The sequence below is a fragment of the Spirosoma sp. KCTC 42546 genome (genome assembly GCF_006965485.1).
Lineage (GTDB): Bacteria > Bacteroidota > Bacteroidia > Cytophagales > Spirosomataceae > Spirosoma.
In genome coordinates, this window is record NZ_CP041360.1 from 1,081,477 (window position 1) to 1,107,550 (window position 26,074).

Annotated in this window: 17 protein-coding genes; 6 read left to right on the plus strand and 11 right to left on the minus strand. The window is 49.8% G+C overall.

What is annotated here, in order from left to right; genetic code table 11:
* Positions 1-61 precede the first annotated feature (61 nt).
* The 3 genes from EXU85_RS04505 (at position 62) to EXU85_RS04515 (ending at position 5,919) form a co-directional block, all read left to right on the plus strand.
* Positions 62-1,528, plus strand: coding sequence for an FAD-dependent oxidoreductase (locus EXU85_RS04505; RefSeq protein WP_142770922.1), 1,467 nt, complete (start codon positions 62-64; stop codon positions 1,526-1,528).
* Positions 1,529-1,691: 163 nt separating this feature from the next.
* Positions 1,692-3,089: a sialate O-acetylesterase gene (locus tag EXU85_RS04510; protein ID WP_142770923.1), complete on the plus strand. Its 1,398-nt coding sequence runs from the start codon at positions 1,692-1,694 to the stop codon at positions 3,087-3,089.
* Positions 3,090-3,282: 193 nt separating this feature from the next.
* Positions 3,283-5,919 (plus strand): glycoside hydrolase family 78 protein, encoded by a 2,637-nt coding sequence (locus EXU85_RS04515; protein ID WP_142770924.1) that lies wholly within the window; start codon positions 3,283-3,285, stop codon positions 5,917-5,919.
* A 53-nt stretch (positions 5,920-5,972) separates the two neighbouring features.
* Here EXU85_RS04515 and EXU85_RS04520 read toward each other — a convergent pair whose 3' ends face one another.
* From EXU85_RS04520 to EXU85_RS04535, 4 genes are all read right to left on the minus strand, one after another.
* A complete protein-coding gene (locus tag EXU85_RS04520; RefSeq protein ID WP_168207740.1) occupies positions 5,973-7,280 on the minus strand; it encodes a hypothetical protein in 1,308 nt (435 codons plus the stop codon).
* A 272-nt stretch (positions 7,281-7,552) separates the two neighbouring features.
* Complete coding sequence (locus tag EXU85_RS04525) at positions 7,553-8,233, minus strand: DUF1080 domain-containing protein (protein WP_142770925.1); 681 nt, start codon at positions 8,231-8,233, stop codon at positions 7,553-7,555.
* Positions 8,234-8,361: 128 nt separating this feature from the next.
* Complete coding sequence (locus tag EXU85_RS04530) at positions 8,362-9,402, minus strand: hypothetical protein (RefSeq protein WP_142770926.1); 1,041 nt, start codon at positions 9,400-9,402, stop codon at positions 8,362-8,364.
* Positions 9,403-9,473: 71 nt separating this feature from the next.
* Positions 9,474-12,563 carry an FAD-binding and (Fe-S)-binding domain-containing protein gene (locus EXU85_RS04535; protein WP_142770927.1) on the minus strand — a complete coding sequence of 1,030 codons (3,090 nt, stop codon included), beginning with the start codon at positions 12,561-12,563 and terminating at the stop codon, positions 9,474-9,476.
* A gap of 99 nt (positions 12,564-12,662) precedes the next feature.
* Between EXU85_RS04535 and EXU85_RS04540 the strand changes: the two genes are divergently transcribed.
* Positions 12,663-13,205, plus strand: coding sequence for a biopolymer transporter ExbD (locus EXU85_RS04540; RefSeq protein ID WP_142770928.1), 543 nt, complete (start codon positions 12,663-12,665; stop codon positions 13,203-13,205).
* A gap of 161 nt (positions 13,206-13,366) precedes the next feature.
* Here the strand turns inward: EXU85_RS04540 and EXU85_RS04545 are convergent, their stop codons facing one another.
* The 4 genes from EXU85_RS04545 to EXU85_RS04560 all read right to left on the minus strand — a co-directional run bounded on the left by EXU85_RS04545 (position 13,367) and on the right by EXU85_RS04560 (position 17,614).
* The gene (locus EXU85_RS04545; protein ID WP_142770929.1) at positions 13,367-13,849 is read right to left on the minus strand and encodes a DUF1648 domain-containing protein; all 483 of its coding nucleotides are present in this window, start codon (positions 13,847-13,849) and stop codon (positions 13,367-13,369) included.
* Between the two features lie 19 nt (positions 13,850-13,868).
* Positions 13,869-14,237 carry a hypothetical protein gene (locus EXU85_RS04550; RefSeq protein ID WP_142770930.1) on the minus strand — a complete coding sequence of 123 codons (369 nt, stop codon included), beginning with the start codon at positions 14,235-14,237 and terminating at the stop codon, positions 13,869-13,871.
* An 81-nt stretch (positions 14,238-14,318) separates the two neighbouring features.
* Complete coding sequence (locus EXU85_RS04555) at positions 14,319-15,374, minus strand: DUF4097 family beta strand repeat-containing protein (protein ID WP_142770931.1); 1,056 nt, start codon at positions 15,372-15,374, stop codon at positions 14,319-14,321.
* A 488-nt stretch (positions 15,375-15,862) separates the two neighbouring features.
* Positions 15,863-17,614 (minus strand): S41 family peptidase, encoded by a 1,752-nt coding sequence (locus tag EXU85_RS04560; protein ID WP_142770932.1) that lies wholly within the window; start codon positions 17,612-17,614, stop codon positions 15,863-15,865.
* Positions 17,615-18,115: 501 nt separating this feature from the next.
* Between EXU85_RS04560 and EXU85_RS04565 the strand changes: the two genes are divergently transcribed.
* Positions 18,116-21,361, plus strand: a complete 3,246-nt coding sequence (locus tag EXU85_RS04565) for a SusC/RagA family TonB-linked outer membrane protein (RefSeq protein ID WP_142770933.1) — start codon at positions 18,116-18,118, stop codon at positions 21,359-21,361.
* 169 nt (positions 21,362-21,530) lie between these two features.
* Complete coding sequence (locus EXU85_RS04570; protein ID WP_142770934.1) at positions 21,531-22,970, plus strand: SusD/RagB family nutrient-binding outer membrane lipoprotein; 1,440 nt, start codon at positions 21,531-21,533, stop codon at positions 22,968-22,970.
* A gap of 145 nt (positions 22,971-23,115) precedes the next feature.
* Here the strand turns inward: EXU85_RS04570 and EXU85_RS04575 are convergent, their stop codons facing one another.
* From EXU85_RS04575 to EXU85_RS04585, 3 genes are all read right to left on the minus strand, one after another.
* Entirely contained in the window at positions 23,116-24,231 is a 1,116-nt protein-coding gene (locus EXU85_RS04575) for a PA14 domain-containing protein (protein WP_246859431.1), read from the minus strand.
* Entirely contained in the window at positions 24,232-24,525 is a 294-nt protein-coding gene (locus EXU85_RS04580) for a hypothetical protein (RefSeq protein WP_142770935.1), read from the minus strand.
* Between the two features lie 205 nt (positions 24,526-24,730).
* On the minus strand, positions 24,731-25,903 hold the full coding sequence (locus tag EXU85_RS04585) for a serine hydrolase (protein WP_142770936.1): 1,173 nt from the start codon (positions 25,901-25,903) through the stop codon (positions 24,731-24,733).
* Between the last annotated feature and the right edge of the window lie 171 nt (positions 25,904-26,074).

The following is a 26,074-nucleotide window of genomic DNA, read 5'->3' on the forward strand; positions in this document are numbered from 1 at the left end:
CGCAAGAAACACGGATGCGTCAGCTTACCGTAAACCGAATACCGAAAACAAATCAATCCTTATGAAATCGTCTAAAAACCAAAATCGCCTTTCGGCCATGTTTAACCTGAATCGCCGGAAATTTATACAATCAGCCATTGCCGGAACGGGTGCTGCGGCTTTGCCAGCATTGGCATTAGGTGCCGATGCTCCGCCCAAAAGCAACAGCGAGTTTAAAGAACCTGCCCGCAATGTGCCGATAAAAGAAGAAGTCGACGTCGTAGTTTGTGGTGCTGGCCCAGCGGGCGTTTCGGCAGCCATTACAGCAGCTCGCGCTGGGGCGAAAACCCAACTCATTGAAATTCACGGCTGTCTGGGCGGTGTCTGGACTGCTGGCTTATTGACCTATATTTTCGATTTCAACAAGCCCGGTTTAACTAAGGAAATCAAGCAACGACTGGATCAACGCGACGCCCGGCGTAATCAGGTTGCCGATCAGTTTGTATATCATCCTGACGAAATGAAAGTCCTGCTGGAGGAAATGTGTGCCGAAGCGGGGGTGAAGTTTCGGCTGCATACGCGAGTAGCCGCAGCTTACAAAGACAAAAAACAACTCACCACAGTCGTTACCGATTCTAAGTCAGGCCGGGAAGCCTGGAAAGCAAAGGTGTTTATTGACGCCACGGGCGATGGCGATCTGGGCGCTCAGGCTGGCAATGGTTGGGAAATTGGTAAAGGGGGAGATACTTGCCCTTGTCAACCGCTTACCCTCAATACGTTGGCTGTTGTACGCGATGCGGCCGCCCTCAAACAATACATTTCGTTTTATAAAGATGACGGCGATAAAGCCAACATGAACTGGCACGTTCAGGCGGTTGAAGCGTTCAAAAAAGAGATCGCCAGGGCCGGTATTACCCCATCCTACGGAATGCCCACGCTCTTTCTGATTCGGGACAATCTGGTGATGGTGATGGTCAACCATGAGTACAACATTAAAGCGTTCGATGCCGACGAGATTACGGAGGCAACGGTGCGGGCCAGAGCTGAGGTGTACAATATTGTTCGGGGACTGAATAAGTTAGGTGGCCCCTGGGAAGGGATGCAGATCGTGGCAACTCCCGAACAAATCGGCATTCGGGATGGCCGACGGATACATGGTCGCTACACTGTTACCAAAGAGGATTTGGTCGTTGGTGTTCGCCATGAGGATGCCGTTGTGCGTCCTACGTTTGGCGTTGATATTCACGCATCAGACCGGAAGGCGAATGAAGTGGAAACCATTGGTCGTGGAGGAGTCAAAATGATTCCCTACGATATTCCGCTACGGGCACTAATTGCCAAAGATGTGGATGGCCTGATGATGGCAGGGCGTTGCATCAGTGGTGATTTTACGGCCCACGCCAGCTACCGCGTCACGGGCGATGCCGTCGCTATGGGCGAAGCTGCCGGTGCCGTTGCTTCTATTGCCGCCAAAACCAACAAGCTCCCGCATGAAGTGCCCTGGAGCGAAGCCGTGCAATTGCTGAACAAACTGGGTATGCGGGCGTAAGCTGAATTTATAGGCTATACATCGCTATTAAAGCTATTATGTATTCATTATAGTTTTTTGTCATCCCGACGCCAGGAGGGATCTCAAGCTTCGTATTAGTCAAGCTTGAGATCCCTCCTGGCGTCGGGATGACAAAAAAACATTCTAGTAAAACGTTAACCCATTGAAAATCTTACTCTTCTTTCTACTGGCATTGCCAGCCTGGGCCGAGGTTGTTTTGCCATCGATTCTGGCTTCGGATATGGTCTTGCAGCAAGAAACCGACGTAGCGATCTGGGGTTGGGCAACGCCTACGGAGAAAATAATGGTCATAGCCAGTTGGGATAGCCATCCCATCAGCGTTACCTGCGCTGAGGATGCTACCTGGAAAGTTCGTCTGCGAACGCCAAAGGCTGGAGGGCCGTATGCCCTCACGATCAAGGGTAGTAATACACTGTTGCTGAGTAATATTTTAATTGGCGAAGTCTGGCTTTGCTCAGGGCAGTCGAATATGGGATTAAGTGCGGCAGGGGGTGTTAAGGATGCACTGGCTGAGTTGCCACGGGCTTTCAATCCGACTATTCACCTGTTCAAGATGGATAAACGGTCGGCCGCTACTCCACAAAACGATGTCAGAGGAGCCTGGAGCGTATGTGATTCGGTAAGCCTGAAAAATTTCAGCGCGGTTGGTTATTTCTTCGGGAAAAAGCTCCAGGCAACGCTTCAAGTACCCATTGGTCTGATCGATATGTCGTGGGGCGCGTCGAAAATAGAAACCTGGATGCCTGAAGAATTAGTCAATCTGTACCCGGAGTTGCGCCATTCGGCTCAAAAAATGATAAAAACGCAGTGGGCTCCTACCAAGTCGGGTTGGTTATATAATGGGATGGTGGCGCCCATTACGTCCTACGCCATTGCTGGTGTCATCTGGTATCAGGGCGAATCAAATCGACATTATGCACCGGCTTACTATCAGTTAATGCACTTGCTGGTCGATAGCTGGCGAGGGCTTTGGCAGCGTGATTTCCCGTTTTATTACGTCCAACTGGCTCCCTATCAGTCTGGCGGAAAATACGAGACCGCGCTCGTTCGGGAAAACCAAACGAAGGCGATGGATATAGCGAAGTCGGGCATGATTATCACGACGGATCTAGCAGATAACATCAACGATGTGCATCCGATTTACAAAAAAGAAGTGGGTAATCGGCTGGCAAACTGGGCGTTGACGGAAACATACGGTCGACATGTAGGCAGTTATAAAAGCCCGCAGTACCGTTCCATGCAGGTGAATAGCAATACAATCCGACTCTCATTCGATAATGTGCCGAACGGATTGAGTACGACTGGAAAGGAACTTACTGATTTTGAGATTGCTGGTGTTGATCAGGTTTTCACCAAAGCGCAAGCCCGCATTAACGGCAAGGCAGTGGAGGTATGGGCACCAACAGTCAATAATCCAGTGGCCGTTCGTTTTGCGTTTCGCGATGCGCCCGAACCTAATTTGTTCAGTAAAGAAGGCTTGCCCGTCATCCCGTTCCGCACTGATTCCTGGGATTTGGGTTTGAAAGTAATAGAACGCTGATTTTTATGATATAACGGATTTGTTATGATGAAATATCAAACAGATTCCTTGCCTAATGTTATGTACTCGGCCCTATAGCTAATCATAACCTAATCATAACAATCATAAAAATCAGCGTTCTATTAATACAGGAAAGTACAGGATTCTTACTCGGTGATAAATACAGAAATTGCTGTGAATTAATAGAGACCCCATGACCCAACTGCCTTCGCTCAGAATTTTCTTCCTACTACTCGTTCTGTCGCTGCCATTTCGATCCTTTGCAGTACCTCCCTGCACACCCGTCGGCCTCCAATGTGAGCATTTAGTTGACCCACTTGGTATCGATGCCCCCACTCCCCGATTAGCATGGCGGCTGGACGATGCCCGACGCGGAGCGAAGCAAACAGCCTATCAAGTGTATGTTGGAACAGATTCGAAGGCGGTGAGTCAAGGGAAAGGCAGCAGCTGGCAAACAACTAAATTGCCGTCAGATAGTCAGCTTATTACCTATGCCGGGAAGCCGCTTCAGCCCTTCACCAAATACTACTGGAAGGTGGAGATTTGGGATAAGGATGGCAAACCGTCGGCTTCGTTGGTAGCGAGTTTTGAAACGGGTTTAATGCACAGCAAAAACTGGCAGGGTGCGTGGATTAGCGATGTCAGCGATGTGGATCTGAAACCGGCTCCCTATTTTCGGAAAGCGTTTGACACGAAAAAGAAAATCAAATCGGCACGGGCCTACATCGCAGCTGGCGGTCTGTTCGAGTTGTATTTGAATGGTCAGAAAATCGGGAACCACCGGCTCGATCCCATGTATACCCGATTTGATCGGCGGACGTTATACGTTACGTACGATGTGACGAAACAACTCCAAAGCGGCAGAAATGCCATTGGCGTTTTGCTCGGAAATGGCTGGTACAACCATCAATCGACGGCGGTCTGGTTTTTCGACAAAGCGCCCTGGCGGGCGCGTCCTACGTTCTGTCTGGATCTGCGCATTACCTATGACGATGGTTCTGTCGAAACAATTACCTCAGGAAAAGACTGGAAAACGGCCCTGAGCCCTATCATTTTCAACAGCATTTACACGGCAGAGCACTACGACGCCCGGCTGGAACAACCCGGCTGGAACATGGCGAATTTTGATGATTCGAAATGGAAGGATCCCATTATGCGGGATGCTCCATCAACAAACATCGTTGCGCAGGCCGTTCATCCAATCCGAAACGTGGAAACGATTCCTGCCAAAGGCATCGCCAAAATCAACGACACCACCTTCGTCTATGACTTAGGCCGGAACATTGCCGGCGTTTGTCAGTTTCGGGTGAAAGGTTCGGTAGGTACTACGTTACGGCTGAAACACGCCGAACGGTTGTATAAAGACGGTCACGTCGATCAATCGAATATCGACGCACACTATCGTCCAGTCGGTACCTCTGATCCGTTCCAGACCGATATTTTTATCCTGAGTGATAAAGGTGAAGAAACTTTCATCCCGCACTTCAATTACAAGGGCTTTCAGTATGTAGAGGTAACTAGTAGTAAGCCCATTGACCTGACTAAAGAAAACCTGACGGGCTATTTCATGCATAGCGACGTGCCGGTTGCGGGTCAGGTAAAATCGGCCAACCCAACGCTGGACAAAATCTGGTGGGCAACCAATAATTCCTATCTCTCAAACTTGTTTGGCTATCCAACGGATTGTCCACAACGGGAGAAAAACGGCTGGACGGGCGATGGGCAAATTGCGATTGAAACGGGCCTGTATAATTTCGATGGCATCACGATCTACGAAAAATGGCTGGCCGATCACCGCGACGAACAACAGCCGAATGGTGTGCTCCCGGCCATTATTCCAACCGGCGGCTGGGGCTACGAATGGGCCAATGGCCCCGACTGGACAAGCACTATCGCCATCATTCCCTGGAATATCTACCTGTTTTACGGCGACAAAAAAATACTGGCCGATAACTACGACAACATCAAACGGTACGTCGATCACATTAACGAGCAAAGCCCATCGGGCCTGACATCCTGGGGGTTAGGCGACTGGGTGCCCGTGAAATCGAAATCGCCGGTAGAGTTTACGTCGTCCATTTACTACTTCACAGATGCGTCGATTCTGGCGAAGACCGCGAAATTACTGGGCAAACAGAGCGACGCGGCTATATATTCGGCCTTGGCGAATAAAATCAAAAATGCGGTCAATACGAAGTACCTGAATAAGGAAACCGGAAGTTATGGCACAGGTTTACAAACCGAACTGAGCGTGCCTTTGCAGTGGGGCTTAGTGCCGGACGAGTTTAAACGCAAAGTAGCGGCCAATCTTGCCAAACGGGTCGAAGCCGATAATTCGCATATCGATGTTGGTCTTTTGGGAACGAAAGCGATTTTGAACGCTCTCAGCGAAAACGGTCATGCCGATCTGGCTTACAAAGTGGCTTCGCAGGAAACGTTTCCGTCCTGGGGTTGGTGGATTGCCAATGGCGCTACAACGCTTTACGAAAACTGGCCGATTGACGCCAAAAGTGATATTTCGATGAACCACATCATGTTTGGCGAAATCGGTGCCTGGTACTACAAAGCCCTTGGCGGGATCAAACCAGACCCCGTGCATCCGGGTTTCAAAAACGTACTGCTGGAACCCCATTTTGTAGCGGGTCTCGATCACTTCGACGCCACACACGATAGCCCGTATGGCACTATACGTTCATCGTGGAAACGGGTAGGGCAGGGGGTTACGTATTCCATAACGGTTCCACCCAACTCGACAGCTACGCTGAAATTGCCGGGTTCATCGGCTGCTCAACAATTACAGGCCGGGACGTATCAGTTTGAGGTGAAGTAATCACACTGTTTAAACCTATAAGGTCTCAAAGACCTTATAGGTTTGTAATCATCCTACTGGGAACTATCTGCAGGTGGTGGTACTCCGAATCGTTTTTGTGAACCTTTCAGTTCGCCGTGAGAATGGATAAGGAGAAATGTAAGCAACGCGAAAAACGCGAGTAGTCCACCAAAATTGATAGCCCATTTTTTAGGCGCAAGGGGCTTATGTGTAAAGATGGGGTGGGTTTTGCCGATCAGAAATGCGACCACCACCCAGTTGGCGATGTATAAGTACTGCTCAACTCGATAGCCACTCATAAAGGCACCCGTAAGCAACAAACTGAACATGATGTACAGCCCCCAATGGCCAAGAAAGAGAGCAAAAACATCATGTTGTGAATAAGAGACAGGGTTGGATTTGTTCTGGTAAAAACGGAACCAACACCAGCCTGTCATGGAGAGTACCATGCCAATTGAAACCAATTGTACAACCCAAAGAAGGGGACTTTCCGGAGAGATGTCGATTTTGTTGAAAATTCCCTGAAGGCGTTCTAAATCAAATGATTGCTGCCATACAATAGAAGGAATCACCAGCAAAACCATCAGTAAAGAAAACCAGACCCGGATTTTAGGCTGCGTAGTTTCGCTCGATTCCCATTCGGAGGTAAGGGTTCCGTAGGCCATACCCAGACCGCCAAAAAAGCCCAATGAATATTCCATAACGTTCCAAAAATTGAATTTGATTTCGGTCAGATGCCCCAGAACCTGGAGGAAATTACCGAAAGCAAAACCAAAGCCACCGCCTAAACCGGCAAACACGGCTACGCGTAAGGCCGAATCGTATCGGTGACGTACCAGATACCAGGTCAGCGCCACTGCCGCTCCGAAGCAAGCGGCCCACATTTCGGAACGGGGCGGGGTCATACGCCAGTCGAATTCTTCAATCATGAAAAAGTAGAACACCACCGCGCCTACAACCATTTCGACGATTACTTCAGACCACTTCACAGGTTTGACCGCCGAGTCGGTTAGGGCTAACCCAAATAATCCCCCGCCCAGAAAGCCATACAATCCGCCGATGACAAATAACATCGTTAGCCCGTAAAAGACATTGATAAACTCGGTGTCTCGACCATACCCTACGACAATGCCATAGCTTGCCAACCCGCCCAAGCCCCAACCAATAGCACCAGCCAGGGTGGCAGTAAAAACCCTGGCGTACCAATCGGCACGTTTGGCAACGAGTAAAACGCTCAGGGACCCAATGGCACCAGCCCAGGCCGCACCGTATTCATGGCCAAATTGCCCGCGAATGGCCCAGGCCGTTCCGAGCGATAAGCCCACCAGGAGCATGGCAAAGAAAAGGGACTTGTTTTTCATACAAGAAAACGGTGATTATGAGTTTAGTATCATCTTTTTGATATACCAGATTTGGTTGCGAACAGGCTATTTTGTACTAAAAAATGGCCCGTTTCCCTAACATTAAGCTAGGGAAACGGGCCGAGGATATGATGGCAACAAACAATGCGCTGGGTTCGTAGTCCTAAGTTTGTACTGATAGATTGTAAGAAGTCACCACAAAAAGGATAGAAGCGTAGAAGCAACAAGGCCACAGATTTGACTAAATCTGTGGCCTTGTTGCTTCTACGCTTCTACAACTCCCGAATCTGGATGTTCTTGTACCAGACGCGCTCTTTAGGACTGTGATTTTGCAGGGCGATTTTGCCTTTAGCGTGTGCCGTAGCATAGGGCCAGTTGGCAAATTTACTTTTGGCTACCAGGGCTTTCCAATTGTCGGAGCCGTATTCGTAATCGACCAGTTTTTTGCCGTTTAGGAAATGCTCAACGTGGTTTTTATTGACAACAATACGGCCTTTGTTCCACTCACCGGGTGCTTTAGCAACGCTAAAATCCGAGGGCGGGATCATGTCGTAGTTAGCACCGGTCATTTGGGTATCTTTCAATTTGTAAGGCTTGCCGTCTCCGTCCAGATAGCCTTTATCGTCGATTACCTGATACTCGGGGCCCGACATATAGGTCGATTTGATATCGGGGCTGTCGATGATTTTGTAGACCACGCCACTGTTACTGCCTTTGGGAATTTTGAACTCGAACTCCAGCTCAAAGTTTTCGTACTCTTTGTCGGTTACGAGGTCGCCACCGGTACCGTCGGGCGTGAGGGCACCATCTTCAATGGACCAGCCAACAACGCCATCTTTATGGTAACTGTGCCAGCCTTTTATGGTCTTGCCATCAAACAACGATGTCCATTTTGGGGGTGCTGTGAATGCGAACAGGCAATACACCAGCTCTAGCAAAAGTAGTTTTTTCATGGAGTTTAGAATTTTGAGTTAAAGGTATGTTTTAAACGCAAAGAGCGCAAAGGAGGAGCAAAGGTCGCAGAGAAAATCCTTAGCGAACTTTGCGCTTTCCTTTGCGCTCTTTGCGGTTTAAAGAACTATTAACTCGCCATTTCGCGGGCGGCTTCCGGATCATTATACTTCCGGTCGAGGCCTTCGGTTGATTTCTGATCGGAGCGATCTGGCCCCGACACCATGTCTTGTGCGGCTATACTACTTTCATCGGCCATTTCGCGGGGAAGTTTTTGGGCTTCTTTGGCTTCTTCAGGCCGCTCGCCGGGTTGATTGTCGGCAGTGTCTTTTGCGTTTACATCGTAAGGACGGGCTGAGTCGCCGGTGTCCGGCTTGTCTTCCATTCCTTCCTCGGTTCCAGGAACGGCTTTTGCGGCCTCTGGTAAACCTTCGTACTTCGTTTCGGCTACGTGTCCGTCTGGCTTTGGTCCATTTGTCGGTACAACGCCAGGGGCCGCCGAGGTGAAGGTGCTGAGGCCCTGCGCATTGATCTCATGTGAACGATCGGGTTCGCTGGGGTCCTGAACTTCCGGTACGTCGGGCTTGGGCGTTCCCGGCATTTCGGGGATTTCTGGCCCTGGTACAGGTGGTGTTGGTGGTGTTTCGGGAATGCCCGGCACCGGTTGAATTGGATTTGGCGAGCCGGGTGTCGACGGAATCATATCGCCAGATGGGTAGTTGCCAAAGCCATTGCTGCTTCCGATGACGTTCCAGCTACCAAACGAATTGGTCGGTGTAGTGGGTTCATCTTCCGACGATAACCCCGTGGCTACGGTCGAACCTGCATCAGGATTTCCAGTAATGTCGCCAACGGCAATTGGATCGTTTGGCAGGTTGTCTTCATCTACGCCAGTACCTACATGTAAAGAGGCATCTGAATTTTCGTAGGTTTTACCGCGTGATGCGTCTCCCTGCAACGTCCGCTCTTCATCGGAACTATATCGGTTAGCAAGTTGACCGTCTACTACGTCGTCTTCGGTATCGCCGATGGACGTTAGTTTACCGTCCACTAGTTTAACCATATTGGTTTCAGCCTGGTCGGCACCGAACATCGCTTCTGCGTTTTCGTTGGATACCAGATTGGCTTGTTGTGCTCCGTCACTAAGGGCTGAAGAATTTGAATTTTCCATGACTATTGGGAATGTTTTAGGTCTATGGAGAACCACTGAGAACGCAAAAGGTTTTTTGTAGCGTGGCCGCGTTACGTCAACGCATCAAACAAAATCTCGGCGGGGTGTTGGGCTTTACGGCCCGTTCCGTCTTTGATCTGATGGCGGCAACTGGTGCCTGCTGCTGAGATAATGGCGTTATCGGCCTTACGAACGGCTGGGAACAACACCAACTCGCCAATTTGCATGGACAAGTCGTAATGTTCGGTCTCGAAACCAAACGAACCCGCCATACCGCAGCAGCCTGATGGAATTAGCTGGACGTTATAGTTTTTGGGTAACGACAACACCTTCTTGACTGGAATCATTGACGACAACGCCTTTTGGTGGCAGTGGCCGTGAACCTTCACCAATTCAGTTTTAGTCGTGAACAAACTACGGTCAATTCGGCCAGCGTCGGCTTCACGAGCGAGCCATTCCTCAAACAGGAAGACGTTTTGGGCGATACGTAAGGCATCGGCTTTTAACTCAGCCGGAACGAGATCGGGGTATTCATCCCGGAAAGTCAGAATAGCCGACGGTTCCAGACCAATCAGGGGCGTTTCGTCGGTAACGATGTCTTTGAAGATCGTAACATTACGAATCGCCAGTTTCTTAGCTTCATCCACTAACCCTTTTGACAAATACGTCCGGCCACTTTCGTCATGGTTAGGGAGCGCTACTGTATAACCCAGACGCTCCAGCAACTGAATGGCTTTTTTGCCAACTTCTACGTCATTATAATTTGTGAACTCATCGGCAAAGAGCAGTACGGAACCGGGTTTTGGCTCCGATGCATCCGGTAGGCCTGATGGCGTGTAATTGTTTCGCTTCTCGCGGCCTATCCGTTCGTTTTCCTCTTTTTTCTGTTCCCACCACCACTTTCGTAAGGTCGTCTTTGCCATTTCGGGCATGGTCCGGTCGGGGTGGAAGCCAACGGCACGGTTCGCGATCCGACGTAGAGCCGATGTTTCATAGAACCCGTTGTAGGCCCAGGGTACGAGGCTGGCCATTTTCATCAGGCTGGTGAAATTGCCGATCAAACGCGCTCGTAGAGGAATTCCGCTTTCCCTGTATTTCTGCTGAGTGAACTCAGCTTTCATACGTGCCATGTCCACGCTCGATGGGCATTCGGCTTTGCAGGCTTTGCACGACAGACATAAATCCAGCACATCTTTTACGGCCTCGTAGTCATTTTCGGTTGGCGTAGATTGATTGCTGTAAAAATGCCGCAGGATATTGGCGCGTGCCCGTGTCGTATCGTGCTCACGCCGGGTAGCCATGTAGCTAGGGCACATCGTTCCACCCGAGATTTCGGTTTTTCGGCAATCGCCGGAACCCGAGCACTTCTCGGCCAGTTCGAGCATTCCCCCATCTTTCGAGAAGTCGAAAATGGTTTTTGGCTGGGGAATAACCACATCGGCCTCCGACCGCAGCGACTCGTTCATGGGGGGCGTATTCACCACTTTGCCCGGATTGAACGTATTGTGTGGGTCCCACAGGTCTTTGACATCCTTGCACAACTGGAAGTTTTCGGGCCCGAGCATAAAGGCAATGCACTCACCCCGAAGTCGACCGTCGCCGTGCTCACCAGAGAGCGAACCACCGTATTTTTTGACGAGTGCCGCCGTATCCAGGAGCAACGCCCGGAAGTTCGCCCGTCCTGTTGACGACTTAAGATTGATCAGCGGCAGAACGTGGATTTCTCCCGCCCCGGCATGGGCTGAGTATTCGAGTTTCAGACCGTGGTTCTCCCACGCCATTTTGTCCAGTTCATCGATATAATCGGGTAGGTCGTGAACATCGACGGCGGTGTCTTCAATGACGTTAGCTGGTTTCTCATCGCCGGGGATATTATACATAATGCTCAATCCCGCCTTTCGCAACGCCCACGGTTTTTTGGTGTCTTCGTCGAACAGAATAGGATACGTATAGCCCAGTTCTTTCAGCTTCAACTCATCTACAAACGCCTTCGCCTTTTTTCCAACGCCTTCTACGGTATCGTCAAAAAATTCAACCATCAGAATGGCCTTTGGATCACCTTCTACGAACGCCCGGTTTTTAAGCTGCTCGATGTTGGTTTTGGTCAGTTGCAGAATGTAATCATCCACCAGCTCCGAGGCTGAGCAGTTATGCGCCAACGCCACAAGGTTCGCTTCGAGCGATTGGCGAATGGTTTGAAAATGCGCGCAAACCAGCGCAGTTTCTTTCGGCGGCAGCGGGAGCAAATTGAGCTTTGCTTCGGTAATAAAGCAAAGTGTTCCTTCTGAGCCTGCGATGAGGTGGGAGAAGTTGAATTGGGGGGAGGAGAGGGAGGAAGGGGAGGAGAGGAAAGGGGCTGACCGATTAGGGCTCCTTTCCTCCCTCTCGTCCCCTTTCTCCCTCTCCTCCCAAAATTTTATCATCGCATCCAGTGCATAACCCGTATTTCGGCGGGTGACGGTTGGTTTGGGGTAGCCTTCGCGGATGTGTTGTTGAACCGCCGGTTTCGAGAGCCAGTCGCGGAATTGAACGTATAGGCGCTGTTCGAGGGGACTTACTATGTTTTCACCGTTACATTTCGCGTCGAACTGGTCCTGCGAGAGCGGCCCGAAGGTAACCTCGGCTCCGTCGCTCAATACCGCCCGAACTTCGAGCAGGTGGTCGCGGGTGGTGCCCCAGATAATGGAGTGTAGGCCACAGGAGTTATTGCCAATCATGCCGCCAATCATAGCCCGACTGGCTGTAGAGGTTTCGGGGCCGAACAGTAACCCGTGGGGTTTCAGAAAGGCATTCAGGTCGTCGCGGATAACGCCCGGCTGAACGCGCACCCATTTTTCGTCGGCATTGATTTCCTGGATTTTTCCAAAATACTTGGATATATCGACGACGATGCCGCTCCCAACTACCTGCCCGGCCAGTGACGTACCAGCCGCGCGGGGAATTAGCCCAATGTTATGCTGTTGGGCAAATCGGAGTAGCATCTTGATGTCGGCAACCGATTTAGGCAGCGCTACTGCTATCGGCATTTCCTGATATACCGACGCATCGGTTGCATACAGAATTCGTTGGGCCGTGTGTTCGGGCGATTCATCAAAATACAAGTCGCCCTCAAAGGAGGGAAGCAGGGTAGCAAAGGGAATTTTCTGGGTTATTAGGAACATAGCGAAGAGGCATCAAACGGGCTGTAAAGATACAAAAACCGAAACGCGTTTGTGGAAATAAGCCGTTTCAGCCATCAATCCGCTAAAGCACTTACTGCCATGACAACACGCCGAACGTACGCACCCGTCCGCCTTGATTTCGCTCCCTTTATAGGCGTAGCCTTATTGCTGATTGTATTTTTTGTATTCACCAAAGCAACTCAACGTCCAGTCATTATGGGCGTTACGGTACCCAACGGTTGCCGTAAATATGAGTCACCTACGTACCCTAAAAAGCTGGTCGCGTTAGTTCTTCTGGATAAGGATAGAATTGGTGTTATCCAGCATTGGCATGGGGATGACATTGTAGAATTACAGCAAACGTCTTTTGGGCCGGAAGGTATCCGTAATGTATTGGCGACTGTTGGGAACTCGGCCGCAGGCGATGTGGCGGCTGTTATCAAGCCTACTTCATCGGCTACCTTCGGGAATGTAGAAGCTATGCTGAGGGAGCTTAAACGGGCTGGTACGCTTCCTTACCTGACATTCTCGGAACTCAGTGCGGATGATCAGCTTATGCTGAATTATTACGAGAGTGTTCTCATGCGTAATCCATCGATACGAGATGCTGTGTTTTTGAAAGTGCCACCGTATTATCGGTAGGGTTCATTGGGAGGCTTGTGGTTTCCGAGGCTCCGTGGTGTCATGTCCTCAGACCTGATACGGCAAGGTTTCTCAAAACCGTCCGTAATCGTAATAAAGATATAAAGGAGGTTTTGAGAAACCTCGCTATGTCGGGTTGAAGAACCCGACATCACTGGAAGCTACTTATTCGAAACGGATAGCCTATAGGCCCTCACCAGGCTCATGAGCGTACTAATGAAGAATAGCGCTATAAAAAGAAAGGATGGCCAGAGACTAACCTGCTTCTGATGATAAGCGCTTGCCCAACTAATTTGACCAGCGATGCACAAAAATAATCCGGTTACTAAAACCCGGATTGTCGCGACTAATTGATCGAAATTTTGTCGTTGGCTGGCTATATGCTCAGGCGTCCGTGGACCAGGGAAATTCATTAGTTCGGTAGGCGTATAGCGAATTGCCCAGAGGATTCCGACCATACATAGGCAAAGAATAGGTAACAGTAGCAATGTGTCGGGGCTTCCGAAGTGATCGGCCTGCCCGTTTCCATTGAAATGGGTTGGTATTGGCCCGGTCAGCCAGATTGAGCCGGTAATAGATATACCTACTAACGTAAAGAGCAGGAGGATTGTCAGGCGGTTGGCGTTACGTTCGAACGAACTCATACGCGTAGAGTAGTGGGTCTTATGATTTGCTTCGCCCCGATTTGCTCCGGTCCAGAATCCGTTTGAGTCGTCCGCCAACAAAACTCCCCACAAACGACAGAATCATGGAGCCATAGAGCCCAAAGTTTTCGAGTTCAATGTGGAAATTATTCGTGGGATGCACCAGAAAAAACATGTAGACAATCCAGATCGTACCTGCCTGCACCAACGCCAGAAACCAGCCTTTGCGGGGCTCCAGAAAACCGAGGGTCGTTGCTAAAATAGTAGCTACTAAATAAGGAAGATGCGCGGCAATGGCGACCCGAATACAATACAATAGCAAAGCGCTACCGGGTAGCGTCAGAATAGTATTAATGATTAGTCGCCGGTCGAAAAACGAAGTGGACATAGAAAATGAAAAATGTAGAATGAGTAATGGATAATGCCAAGATGGTACATTATCCATTACTCATTCTACATTTTTCATTAATTACTGGTTCACATAAACGCTTCCACTGCTGGCCGTCAGGGTTACAGGGATACCACCGCCGTTCAACGTACCTCGAATACGATCTTTTTCGGTATCGCCATTGAAGTTGTTCAGCGGAATTTTAATGCTATTGCCGCTCAAATTCAGCGTAATTCCTTTGTCGAGGGGCATCCGTACACGAACACTACCAGCGCTGGTAGACAGCCGAACAGGGCCGGTCAGTTTCGTGATGCTCACATCAACGCCACCTGCGCTTGTACTGGCGTCGATGCTGCCAGCCACATTGGCAAGTCGTACCGATCCGCCCGATGTACTTGCTTTAATATCGCCCTCCAGGCTTTCTCCATTCACACTGCCACCGCTGGTTTGTGCATCAATGTCACCCTTCAGATCGGTAAGACGAATGCTGCCACCCGATGTGTGCAGGCGCATATTGCCCGTCGATGATTTACCTTCAATCGACCCACCCGACGTTTGTAGGTCAAGGCGGCCCGAGGTTCCAGCCTGACAGCCATCAAAGTGAATGGAACCACCCGAGGTTTGTCCGTTGATATCGCCATCTACATCACTCATGTGCAGGCTACCACCACTCGTGCGGAACTTCTGCGTACCACTGAGCGATGCCAGATGAATCGACCCACCCGACGTGCGCAGATCTGCGGCAACTTTACGGGGTGTGTAGAATTTGAAGCTAATGCTCAGGCTATTTTTCCAGTTGTTGAGGTTGTTGTGACGTTTGGCTGTGGCAACGATGGTGCCCCCTTCCTGGGAAATGGAGATGTCGTAGTCTTTCAGACGATCTTCGATTTCGGATTTGTCGAGGTTGCCGTTTCCGTTGTTGCCCCGTACATACATTTCCACCTTGGCGTTCATGTCGGTGCCACCTTCAATGGTCAGGCTACCGCCCGATGTTTCGGCACGCACGGCGTTGATATTACCCGAAAAGGTTTTGGTTTGGTAAGGTTGGTCATCATAACGGGTAGGGGCAGCGGCTAATGCTGTCAGCGAGAAGGTGGCTACGCCAAGAAGGGTTAGTAGAAACTGGTTGCGTTTCATAGTGATTGTTGGTTTATGCAGTAAAGATGCTGTTTGATAAACGAAGGTTGCATGATGCTGAATTTCTTCTGCTGTTAAGCAACTGACAAACGGGTAAGTATATAAGAGCAAGCGGCATGCCAGTCAGGTAAGGTGTTTTTAGTCAGTAGTTTAGCTGAAAAATCTTTAGTGGAGAATGTCCGTTGGCGGACATTGGATGTTCGGTGATGGACACGGGTAATTGACCCCACCCCAACCCCTGCCCTTGAAAAACAGGAGAGGGGTTGGGGTGGGGTCAATTACCCGTTCTCGCTTGGCTACGCCGAGTGAGGGGTATTTTTTCAACGGCCTCTGGCCGGAGAATAACACATTATGTTACATAGGGGCCAGAGGCCCTTAAACGAATAGCGCTCACTGGTACGCCAGCCCGGTCGGATAGCCAAGCGAGAACGCAGGCAGAGGGTACGCCCCTCTCCTGTTTTTCAGGAGAGGGGTTGGGGGTGAGGTATTTATTTCTTCTTCTTAGTCTTGACTGGCTCCTTCACACCTAAATGAGTCAGTGCGGCTTCCAGCACCGTATCCCGACCCGCCTGCCAGTCGGCGGCTGTGGGTTTAACGAGTACGGCGGGCTGGATGCCTTTGGCGTTCCATTCGGTGCCATCGGGATACATGTCTCGTTTGGTACAAACACGGGCCATTACGCCACCGGGTAATGAGAACGCCAAGGGTTGGCCGGTACTGCCCCCCGTGGGTTCGCCAATGATTGTGCCCCGTTTCATGGCGTCGAAGACCACGGCAAAATCTTCGGCGGCCGAAAACGTTCGTCCACTGGTTAGTACGACGACCGGCTTGGTGTAGAGTTTATCGCCGTTGGCAGGCCAGCCCCCATCGCCTGATTCAACGGGTTCGAAGACGACCGTTTCTCCCCGAGCCCGTCGTAATGGACTGTATATTCGCGATGAATAGGAGCCGGTTTGCATCGACTTATCGGTCAGATAGCCTAGTACGTTCCAGCCGTAGCCGCTATCTCCTCCACCGTTCTGCCGAACATCAAGGATTAATGCGTTGGTGGTGGCAATGGAGTCAAAAGCGGCTTTGAAGCCGTTGAGGGCCTGATCATTTTCGAAGTTGTTCAATTGCACATAAGCAACATTACCCGGTAAGATGCGGAAACTGAAGGCGGGTGAAGGCTTTAAATTGGAATAACCCGTTCGGGGTAGTAGTCGATTAAATGTTTTGCCAGATGGCTCCCGGAAGGTAATGGAAACGGGTTTGTCTTTCGGTCCTCTGAGCAACCGATACGTATACGTAGCCACATCGACGTTTTGTGGCGTAGATCCACTTTGGTAGGGCCGTACAAATCGATCGGCGTATTCGTGGACGGGCAGGCCGTCGATACTGACGATTTCGAGCATGGTCCGAATGCCCGTTTTTTCCAGGCTATCGGACCGAACTTCCTGCACCAGCACTTTTCCATCTACCAATACCGACCAGATTGGCGGCTGCCGGGATGTTGAATCGGCCAGTGTTGCGTCGCTTGCCCAAACGTCGGTATGTCCATCGTGGAGTTGCGCACAGAACGCTTGGAGGACACGCATGTACTCGACCGTAGAGCGGGTAGCCCGAATTTTTGGCAGGTAGTCGAGGTAGAGTTTATCCCAGTCTACATCAGGAATATGATCAAAGTAAGCAAAGTTGTATTTCGCTTCCGACCATAACTTCGAGAGTCCGGCCACTTTTTCATCCTCACTGATATTGGGTTTGTACGGTGTTTTGAGCGCATTGGAATTAAATAACCGTTCTGCGGCCTGTGCTTTGGCTAATAGAGGAACCAAAGCCGGGTTTTGCCGGACGGCGGTAAACTCCGGCAACTCATTGATGTAGCCTGCATAGGCTGGGGCAAATTTTCCGGTCAATGGGTAGAGCAGTGTTTGGGCAGCCGCTTCGTTATTGCCCAGCTTCGCCTGAATACGGGCCAGATCGAACGAAATATCACTTTTTCGGTAAAAGAGCGATTGGTCGCCTTTGGCCAGTTCCTGCACATCTGGCCGATGGTAATAGGTCAGCGCATCCTGTAAAATGCGCTCCGCTTTCTTCAGGCTGTCAACAGGTGGTTTATCGGTACCCTTCTGCACAGTCCGAGCGTGCGCCCGTTCATTTTGTAGATACTCGTAGGCCTGAGCGCTGGTTAACGTAGACTGGGCGTAGGCGATACTATTCAGACCTATCAAGATCGTCAGTAGTCGGAAAACAGGATTCATGAAAGTTGATTTAGGATTCCTAAAGATGCACCAAGTAGGATGAAATGTCAATATAACCTGATGATTTGTAGTCTTTTAATCTCAGGAGAAAACAAGGGCTGTTGGCTAAGTAATTCCTGAAGAGGCACAATCTGTATAATTCTATATTGATATATTCTTTAAATTTTGTAAATTTTAAAGAATATAAAATTAAATTTGACTATAAATATTTATAATAGAATATAATTGGTAATTAATTAATTTATTCAAAATATAGTGTTGCTATTGTTCATTTAATGGAATTATATTTGGATTAAAAATCTACCCGTCCTGTGCGTGTATTTTTTAATAATGGTCAGTTTTTAACTGGCCTGATCGTGTATCCGCAGCGAAGTCTCTGCTGCAAGCCTGCTCCGAGTTTTAATAGCGCTTATATAGATACGTACCTGTTGCTACAATAACTGACTAGTTGCTGTATTCACCTGTAATTTTTCCTTTTTATAAACCTAATCGTGAAGTGAGATGCGGAACAGAAGTTTACTACTCATGTTGTTTTTTGCCTTTTATGTCCCCTTACAGCTCTTCGCCCAGGGCCGGGTCATCAAAGGAATTGTTACATCCGGCGAAGACAATGGGGCAGTTCCCGGCGTAAACGTCGTTATCAAAGGCACGAATGTGGGGGCATCGACAAATGCTGAAGGTGCCTACTCGATTACCGTTCCCGAGAATCTACTGAAAAACGGGATTCTGGTTTACTCCTTCATCGGCATGAAAACTACTGAGGTGCCTATTGGCAATCAGAGTACCATTACAGTCAAATTGCAACACGACGAAACCTCGCTGGATGAGGTGATTGTGAGTGCATTAGGGTTCAAGGAGAACGCCGATAAGCGGGGAGCAACAGCCTCGAAAATCGAAGCCAAAGACATCGTTCGATCCGGCGAAACGGGCGTGATCAACGGGATGTCGGGTAAAGCTGCTGGCGTTCAGATTACGAAATCGGCCGGTGATCCTGGTGCTGGTTCGTATATCCAGATCCGTGGCCAAAATACCATTACGGGTACTACACAACCGCTGGTTATTGTGGATGGTATTCCTATCAGCAACTCGACCCTGGGCGATGGCGCAGCTGGCGTTACGCAACAATCCCGCCTGAATGACATCAACCCCGAAGACATTGCATCGATGCAAATCCTGAAAGGGGCCTCGGCAGCCGCGTTGTGGGGGTCGCGGGCGGCCAACGGTGTCATCGTTATTACGACCAAAAAAGGCGCTAATAGCGATAAGGTCAATATCTCGTATAGCACGACGGTTTCGTTCGATACGCCTAACCTGTTGCACCCGTTACAAACCAACTACGGTCAGGGATCAGACGGTGTGTATAACCCCACCGTTGCCAATTCCTGGGGCGATAAAATTGCCAACCGGGCTGGTGGCGATGATGTTGTGAACCTGACTGGCGCCCGCTTTGAGTCGTATAGTGGAAAGACGTACTACCCAATTCTTACCAAGAACTCGAAGGAAACCTACAATGACGCCCGTAAGGCGGCCGTCTTCCGGACGGGTACGTACATTGATAATAACCTCTCTGTCAGTGGTGGTAACGATAAAGGGAACTTCTATCTGAGCGTTGGTGATCTGCGTCAGAAGGGTATTATCAACGGGCAGAGCGATTACAACCGGACTACCCTCCGGTTCAACTCCGAGCGTCGGTTCAACGATATTATTAAAGCCTCGACCAACGCGACCTACGCCCGGACAACATCGAACCGGATTCAGCGCAGTAATAGTGTGAATGGACTGTACATTGGTTATCTCCGTTCGGCACCTGATTTCGACAGTCGCGATTACATCGGAAACTACTTCTCGTCGCCAACGGCCAGTGCCATTCCTAACCGGCAACGTTCGTATCGGAACTATCTGGGAGCGTTGGCCAACCCAATCTACAATGATCCGCTGTGGGCGATTAATCAGCTGACCAACTTTTCGGAAGTTGACCGCTTCATTTTGAGTTCAGAAATACTGATCACACCCGCAAGCTGGTTCGATATTACGGCCCGTGGAGGTATCGACGCCAACACCGATCACCGCATTACGAACTATCCGGTCAACTCGGCGGTCAATAGTGGTTTAGGGAGCTACGAGGAGGCTATCTATAAAGAATCGGAGATGAACGGTGACCTGATCGGTCGTGTTTTCAAGGATTTTGGCAAGAATATTACCAGCACCCTGATTGTAGGCTTTAACATTAATGATCGGAAATACCTCAACCTGGGTGGTACGATGAACACCTTCATCATTCCCGATGCGCCGGCCAACTTTGGTAACTCGCTGACCTCAAACGATGCCCCTTACCGAACTACCACGCACCGCCGGATGGCCCGTATGTATTCTACCCTGAATGTAGGCCTTTATAACCAGTTATTCTTGAACGCATCGGTGGCGGGTGAGTCGGGATCTACGTTTGGTAGCCAAACGAAATCGACCTTCTATTATCCATCCGCCGATCTGGCCTGGCAGTTTACGCAACTACCTGTTTTCCGCGACAATCCCGTGCTATCGTTTGGTAAACTGCGTGCGTCATATGGTACGGTGGGGGTACAACCAGATGCCTATAGAAATACTACAACCTACGTGAATGCATCTTTCAGCAGCTGGGCCAACTCGCTTAGTGGCTCAGGCTACGGCAATGGGGCGTATGTTCGTAATGCAACCCAGGGCGACCCGTTCCTGCAACCTGAACGGAAAACAGAATACGAAGTGGGTACTGATCTGCGCTTCCTGAACAACCGGTTAACGGCTGGCTTCACGTATTACTCCAACGAAATTACCAACCTGCTGCTGAACGTAGCTGCGGCTGGCTCGACGGGCTACACCTCTAAATACACCAACGCCGGTTCGATGACCAACAAAGGCTGGGAACTGGAACTGCATTACAATATCCTGAACAAGAAAGGATTTAACTGGAATGTATTTGGTAATGTGAGCCGGAACATCAACCGGGTAACCAACCTGGCCGGAACGGATATTATTACGTTGGGTGGTTTTAGCAGCACAGCGAGTACGGTGGCTAAAGTGGGCTACGCGATGTCGTCGCTCTACGGGGGTACCTATTTACGCACGGAGTCTGGTGCGCTGAATTTGAACGCCAATGGTTTCCCACAAGTGGCTCCCCAGTTTGGCGTTGTTGGCGATCCGAACCCAGACTATCGTGGTGGTTTTGGTACGAATTTATCGTACAAGAAACTCTCACTAAATGTTCTGTTCGAGACCTTCCAGGGCGGGGATTTCTACAATGGCACCAGAGGGACGCTCTATAACTTTGGTACCCATGCCGATGTGGGCAATGAAGTGACGCTGACGAAGGATCTGAAGAACTACGCCGGTAAAACCATTGCTGCCGGAAGCACCGTTCGGGGTAATATCCAGGATTTCGGTGCCGGTCCGGTATTGCTCGATCAGTCGTTCTATACCTCAATTGGGGGCGGCTTCAGCACCTTGGTTGAACAGTTTGTAACGGATGCCAGCTGGACCCGTATCCGCGAAATTTCGGTGGGGTACTCGATCAGTTCGCCCAAGTTTCGTCAGAAAACCAAGTTGCAGTCGATCGACGTAACGGTAACGGGCCGTAACCCGGTTCTGTGGACCAAAATGGTTGGTATTGACCCAGAAACGGCTCTTAATGGCGCCAGCAATTCACGCGGTCAGGACTATTTTAACAGCCCTAACACAAAGTCACTGCTGTTCAGCATAAAAATCAATTACTAATTAAATGGAGAATGGACAATTTCAAATGGGTAACGAATAATGAAAAATGTAAAATGAATAATGAAAAATGGGTAACGAGTAACACGCACTAACAGCCATCCCATTATCTATTGTGCATTATCCATTATCCATTTCACATTGTGCATTCTCCCGTATCCATATTAATCTTATGAAACGCATATATAGATCAGTTTTTGCTCTTTTGGTTGGTTTTCAGTTCTTCTCCTGTTCGTCTATTGTCGAAAACCTGAACGTTGATCCCAACAACCCGACTGCTTCAACAGGTAGCCTATTGCTTACCGGTACCGAAATTGCCAACATGGCTACCCAGGAGGGGATGGCCAGTCGTCTGACAACGATATGGTCTGGTTATGCAACTGGCGCTGACCGGCAATGGCTGGATTATTACAATTACAACGTAACAGCTGGCGTGTATGATGCTGACTGGAACCTGGTGTATCAGGCAACGAATGCCAATGCCCTGCTCACGATTGAGAAAGCAACCACGCTCGGAAATCGTAAAATGGCGGCCATTGCCAAAATTTTACGGGCCAACGCATTAGCCACGGGTACCGAACTCTGGGGCGATATCCCATTTGATCAGGCGGGTGATATTCTTAAATACCCCAGTCCGGCCTTTGAACCCCAGGCAACGGTATATACGAAGCTCCTCGCCTTACTGGATGATGCGATTGCCGATCTGAAATCGGGTGTGGGTACCGTTACTACCGAAGATATCCACTTTGGTGGCGATGCCACGAAATGGACGCAGGTTGCCTATACACTGAAAGCCCGCTTGCAGACCGACCTGAAGCAGTATGATGCTGCCTATACAACTGCCCAAACGGGGATTAGTGCCTATGCCAATTCGCTTTATGCACCACATGGCAATACGGCCAACGTAAACCAGAACGCTTATTTCTCCTTTCTGGCTAGCTCACGTACCGGCGATATAAACGCTGTGGGAGCGTATAACACAACGCTACTGAATCCGACGAGCGCTAAATACAGAGGGAACTCGAAAACTATTGAAACAGCTCGGTTTAAGTTTTACTACCTGGAAGTTGGTGTCAATAGCCCCGGTAAAATGGAGCCAAATACGACCGGTACGACGGGTTTCTTCGCCCAAACGGCTAGTTTTCCGCTTGTTACGTATCAGGAAAATATCCTGACGCTGGCCGAATCGGCCTTACGTTCGGGTAAGGGTTTTGCAACGGCGCTTGGCCATCTGAACGCGTATCGGGCCTGGTTGAATACGGGCGGCAACATCAATGCGGCTTATCTGACGGCGGGTTCCTACAAATATGAGCCTTATGTAGCGGCCGATTTTGAGGCTGGTGGTATCGAAAATGCCGCGGGGGGCATCACGGCCGATAACGCCCTGTTACGGGAAATTCTGGAAGAACGCTATGTGTCGTTCTATGGTCAGCACGTTGGCTGGGATGATGAGCGCCGGACACGTGCCGAGGCCTATGGTATCAAGTTGACGCCTAATAACGGTACGCAGCTTCCCTGGCGGTTCATTTACCCACAAAATGAATTGAACTCCAACGCCAATGCACCAAAGCCAGTACCCGCAACATTCGAGGCACCGGCTATCTACAAATAGTTAGATAATTTATTGTCCACAGAGGCACGGAGAACACAGAGTTATAACCTTTTTTTTATTTATAACTCTGTGTTCTCCGTGCCTCTGTGGACAATAGTTTTTGTAATTAAGGCTTTCCGCTTATTACACCTATCCAGCAACTGTATTATCGAATCGTAATCTCTACCCGTCGATTTTTACTTCGTTCACTTTCTGCTGCATTATCGGCAATGGGGCGCGTGCCGCCGTATCCTGTGGCGGTCAGGCGATTTTCGGCAATGCCGTGCCGGATTAAGTAAGCTACAACCACTTTTGCCCGATTTTCTGACAACGCCAGATTCAGTCTTGGATCACCCACATTATCGGTGTGGCCCGCTACATCGATGTACCAGAGTGGGTTTGCCTTTAGGGCAATTACGAGCTGATCCAGTTCAACCGATGATTCAGGTAACAATGCATAACTACTCTGTGCAAACTGAACCTGTCGCAACGCAAACGTCTCCCCCGGCTTATGGCCATCGAACGGCTTCGTTGTTGGCACTGATGGAGATACAACCGCTTTCGTAAGCGTATCTGCTGGGGGCTTAGGCCTTGCCACTGGTTTTAGTGCCAGCGGCAAGGGTAAGCGGGGGGTAGGTTTAGGCGTAATCGGTATAGACCGTTTGGGAACAACCCTGGCAACAGGTACTGGTTTGGGTTTCGGAGCAATGGGCTTGGTTGGTTCTTTGATCACAGTGACTCGCTCGGGAGCCGCTTTCTGAAAAAAATGCTGGGCGGTTATGGATTCGCCGGGGTTGCTGATACCATTAAAAATCGTTTTCGGTGCATTGGGCAGTACCCATAACAGGTCGATTTCGCCTTCCAGCATATCGTTGAAATAATCGACCCGTAAGTCGTAGAACTTTCCGGCTTCCAGAATCACCCGTCCACTGAAACGCTTCGAGTCATTTAATTGCCAGGCATCGATTACTTTTTTGTTGCCCACCCACACCCGAATACCATCATCTACTTTCGCATTGAAGGTGTAAGCGCCCGAAACAGGTGCCAGCAATTTACCCGTCCAGCGGATGGAGTAATAAGAGCGAGGAATACCCGGCCCCGGATTCCGTTTTAACCAACTGAAACTGATCGCAGGATCGATCCGGGTGAAAACTTTATGCTCGAAATTCGTTCCGGTATAGTACTCTCCTTTCAGGCCTTGCTGGGCCTGTGCCGATGGACTTAAAAGCCACAGGAATACGCTCCAAACTACCAGTATCGCTTTCAGTAGAGTTTTTATCAATTATCTGGCCCTCAGTAGCGTTCGTTGTTTGACTAAATCTTCTCGCTTAACAAATGTGATGGGTACAAACTCATCAGTCGGGGAGCCAATGTAATAAAGCGTCCAGTCGCGGTCATATTCGGCCAGTAGCTGGCGGATGCATTCTACCCGATCGAAAGTGGGCACCCGGCAGTCGCCCCAGTAAAATAGCTCGACACGATAGTGCAGCGCCTGCTTCTGACCGTTGATAGTCACGTCGATTTCGATGTCCTGTTTACCAGGCAACGAAGAGATGGGAATGGCGATGTATGACATAGTTTAAGGACAAGAATAAGTGATTGACTGTGTACGCGTTTACCGAATACCCTACAAACTGCCCAAATGTTATACCAGTAGTGTAATTGATTAATAATTAATTAGTTGCGCTAGAAAAATAAACGCAGCGTGTCCGATTTCGGACACGCTGCGTTCAGAAGCGGACAGGAAAAATTAGGGGTAAATTATAATTATTTTAGGTGGGTCAATTCGGAAGCACAACGGCCCGCTCGTCCAGAGCTTTGGCAATCTGATTCGTCAACGCCGTAATCCGGGAGGCTGTCTTGCGATCGCATTCGTTCGAGAGGACCACGATTCCCATGTTCAACTCGGGGAAGTTGACGCATAGACTGCTGTAGCCGGGAATATTGCCATCCTGCCAAATAGCCCGATAACCCGCTGACTTTAGCATTTGCCAGTTCAGGCCCGCCGAGTACCGGTCTATGTCGCCCCAGGTTGGCCGGTGGGTGAGTTTAGCCGCTTCGGTAGCCTCCGATACGTTCCACTGAATGTATTTCAGCATATCAGTCACAGTCGATTTTAGGGCACCCGCTCCCTGAAGTTGATCGGGTACCATTGGCATCTGTACACCCGTGCAATTGTAGCCTTTCGCAAAACTTGCCTGATCGGCAGGCGTCAGTTCAATCTTCGTATCGCTCATGGCCAGCGGCTGCGTTAGTTTCTGGCGGACAAGGTCCTCGAACGGTAGATTATATACCCGCTCTAAAATATAGCCCAGTAACTGAGCCCCTGCGTTGGAGTACTTGAACATATAGCCCGGCATGGCGTCCAGTTTCACTTTATGCAAATCTTCGTAGAAATCTGCCCGGGTATAGTTTTGCAGGAGTTCGGTGGCAATGGCTGAGGAGGGTATGGCGGTATTGGCAAACGCATCCGGTACATCGGGCAGCAGGAACGGCAAACCCGACCGGTGATTGAGCAGATGAAAGAGCCGGATCGGTTGCCCTTCGTATTCCAGATTGGGATAGTTGCCCGTCAGGTATTTACGGATATCATCAGCTAGTTTTACTCGTTTTTCAACAACAGCCTGAGCGAGTAAAGCACCTGTAAACGTCTTGCTGATGGATGCAATGGCATATTGGGTTTGATCGGTTGGGAGTTGTTGTTTACCTTTTTCGACCGTACCGTAGTTGTACACATACGTTTGCCCATCCTTAAAAATACCCAGCGAAAGCCCTACGGCTTCGGGGGCTGTCATGAATTCTTGCGCAGCCTGTTCAACAAGGGTATCGACCGATGTTTTCAGTGGATTATCTGTCAACGCCTTTATCGGAAGCGTGACGAGTGCAGAAGCGCGCTTCGGATAAATAAGCTCCGCTGGAAATAGCAGAAGAGCAGAGATGAGCCAGGCATTCATGGGAGTCGTCTGGTTTAGAGGCTTCTAAGAAGATGCAGGTTGTATCAGTAAGTTGCTGTTCCCGTGGCCGGTGAGGACACAGGCCACGGCGAAGTCTGACTGTTTTTAGAAAGATGCAGTTTTCCGCGTGCGGGTTGCTTGCTTTATTTCGCAACTGCAATTATTTCTGTT